Origin of the sequence: Roseicella aerolata (genome assembly GCF_020523605.1) — a bacterium.
Classification (GTDB): domain Bacteria; phylum Pseudomonadota; class Alphaproteobacteria; order Acetobacterales; family Acetobacteraceae; genus Paracraurococcus; species Paracraurococcus aerolatus.
This window is the reverse complement of record NZ_JAJAQI010000126.1, coordinates 1-2746: the sequence shown is the minus strand read 5'-3', so window position 1 is coordinate 2746 and position 2746 is coordinate 1. Positions and strand designations below refer to the sequence as shown.

Annotated in this window: 2 protein-coding genes; both read left to right on the top strand. The window is 69.0% G+C overall.

All coding sequences use genetic code 11. From position 1 onward, the window contains the following. Positions 1 to 984: ATPase domain-containing protein (locus tag LHA35_RS28065; RefSeq protein WP_226614769.1), on the top strand; the 984-nt coding region annotated here is incomplete at its 5' end. Beyond that, positions 962 to 2656, top strand: coding sequence for an ATP-binding protein (locus LHA35_RS28060; protein ID WP_226614780.1), 1695 nt, complete (start codon positions 962 to 964; stop codon positions 2654 to 2656). The genes LHA35_RS28065 and LHA35_RS28060, both read left to right, overlap by 23 nt. Positions 2657 to 2746 lie beyond the last annotated feature (90 nt).

Genomic DNA, 2746 nt, shown 5'->3' with positions numbered 1-2746 from the left:
AGAACGGGTGGGCGCTCGCCTGCATGGCCCCGCCGGTCGGGCTACGCCCTCCCGACGGCGCCATGCAGGCGTTTCTCATCCAGATCGCCGCGCGTTCTCACCCTGATCGCCGCGCAGCACGGCACCGACTACCAGAGCGGCTGGCACGACTTCGCCCTCATCACCGGCGACGTTTTGGTGTTCCCAAGCCTGATCGCCGACGAACACAAGACCCGGGTGGAGGGCGCGGCCGTCTCGAGCGGTGTGGCAGGCCTGGACGAGGTGCTCGGCGGCGGCCTGGACCGGGGTACGACGACGATGCTGGTTGGGCCCTCAGGCGCGGGCAAATCGTCCATGGCGCTGCACTTCGCTATGGCCGCCATCAGGCAGGGCGAGCACGCCGCCTACTTCTCCTTCGACGAGACCTTCCCGACGCTGTCGCACCGCGCCGGAGCGCTCGGCCTCGACGTGGTCGAGGCGGTGGAGGAGGGCACACTCGGCTGGAGCCGCGCCATTCCTTCGCGCCTCTCCCCCGGCGAGTTCGTCTGGCAGGTTCGGCGCGAGGTCGAGGACAGATCGGCGCGCGTCGTGGTCATCGACAGCCTGAACTCCTACCTCGGCACCATGCCGGAGGAGCGGTCGCTAGTGCTGCAACTGCACGAGCTGCTCACCTACCTGAACAACCAGGGCGTGGTGACGATCCTGATCCTGGCACAGCAGGGTGTGGTGGGCGACGTGCACAATCCGATCGATCTCAGTTTTCTGAGCGATGCCGTGGTGCTGCTGCGCATCTTCGAGGCGGCCGGCGAGGTGCGCAAAGCGGTCTCGGTCATCAAGAAGCGCACCGGGGTGCACGGGCTCGCTATCCACGAGTACCAGCTGTTTCCGAACGGCATGCAAGTCGGGCCGCCGCTCCTAGAGTTGCACGGCGTGCTGACCGGGGTACCGACCTACACTGGTTCGCAGGAGCGGCTTATTGGCAGTGGAGGCGATGCGACCGGCTGATTTCCCGACCTTGGGACCGGTCCTCGTCCTGGCGCCGATCGGGCGCGACGCCGCGGAGATCGGACGCATCCTGGCTGGCATGGGCGTGCCTACCAAGGCGCCGGGTGGCCTTGCCACCCTCTGCGAGGACCTGCTGCCCGATGGCGGCGCGACCGTGGCCGCGCTGCTTGTCGCCGAGGAGGCGCTTGCCGGCGGAGCGGACGCGCTCGTGGCGTGCTTGGCACGGCAGCCGCCTTGGTCGGACCTCCCGGTGGTGGTGCTCACCGCCGGCGGGCGCCGGCGAGGACCTGAGGGACGGTGGGCGCTCTTCGCAGGGCTGGGCAACGTCACCCTGCTCGATCGGCCCCTGCATGCCGAGACGCTGCGGAGTGCGGTCCGGGCCGCCTTGCGGGCTCGGGCGCGCCAGCATGAGACGCGACGCCACCTCGAAGCGCTTCGGCTCGCGGCTGAGACGCTCGAGGCCCGTGTTGAGGAGCGCACCCAGGCACTGATGGCGGAAGTGGCCGAACACACTGCGGCGCAGGAGCGGCTACGTCAGGCGCAGAAGATGGAGGCGCTGGGCCAACTCGCCGGGGGCGTGGCGCACGACTTCAACAACTCATCCGCCGCGGTGCTGGCGGGCATCGCTCTGCTTGAGAAACGCTACGGCGCCGCGCTCGCCGCGGCAGGTCCGGGCGCCCTGCGTCTACTGGCCGGGCTGCGTGACGGCGCCGAGCGCGGCGCCGCGGTCTCACGCCGTTTGCTCGCCTTCTCACGGCTCGAGAGGTTGAACGCCGCGGCCCTCGAACCTGCCGAGCTACTGGGCGGGCTGCGGGACATGCTTGCCAACGCGCTCGGGCCGGGGATCCGGGTAGGGATCGAGGTGCCGGCGGGATTACCGGTACTACAGGCGGATCGACGGCAGCTTGAGACGGTGCTGATCAACCTTGCTATCAACGCCCGAGACGCGATGCCGTCGGACGGTGGTGAAGTCACCTTCGGCGCCGCGCCCGAGGTCGCGGCGGAAGGCAGCGAGAGACACGTAGCCGGCTTGGCTCCGGGGAGGTACGTGCGGCTCTGGGTTGCCGACACCGGCGCCGGGATGGACGCGGCGACGCTGGCGCGAGCGACGGAGCCCTTCTTCACGACCAAGCCGCAGGACCGGGGCACCGGGCTCGGCCTGTCCATGGCCCACGGCTTTGCTGCGCAGTCGGGTGGTGCGCTGCACCTCGAGAGCGAACCGGGTCGGGGCACCAAGGTGACGCTCTGGCTGCCTCAGACTCCTGGAGAGGCTGACATGGCAGCCGTACCCGTTGCTGGGAGCATGCCGCGCGCGCTCGTGGTGGACGACGTCCTGCTCACCCGTCGCTATCTTTGTCACTGTCTCCACCAGAGCGGGTGGGAGGCGGTAGTGGCCAGTGGTGCTGAGGCATTGGCGCTGCTCGATACTGGCGAGCCCTTCGACCTGTTGCTCGCCCGCCATTCCATGCCGCCCGGGGTGGACGCCATCACCCTGGCCCGGGCTGTGCGAGCGCGGCGCCCGAGGCTGCCAGCGGTTCTGGTGGCGGGTCCGAAGGCGTCGACCGACTTCACTTCCCTTGCAGCACGCGAGGGCTTGCACATTCTGCCTGAGCCAGTGTCGCCGGTGAAGCTCGAGGAGTTCCTAGACCTTTATTGCCCTGACTGTGCATAGCCGCAGTGTTGGAAGTAGGCGGCGCACTCGCTCGGACTGAAGCGGTCGAGGAGACTGCCGATGGTATCCCAGAGGGTGCCGACGGTCCTG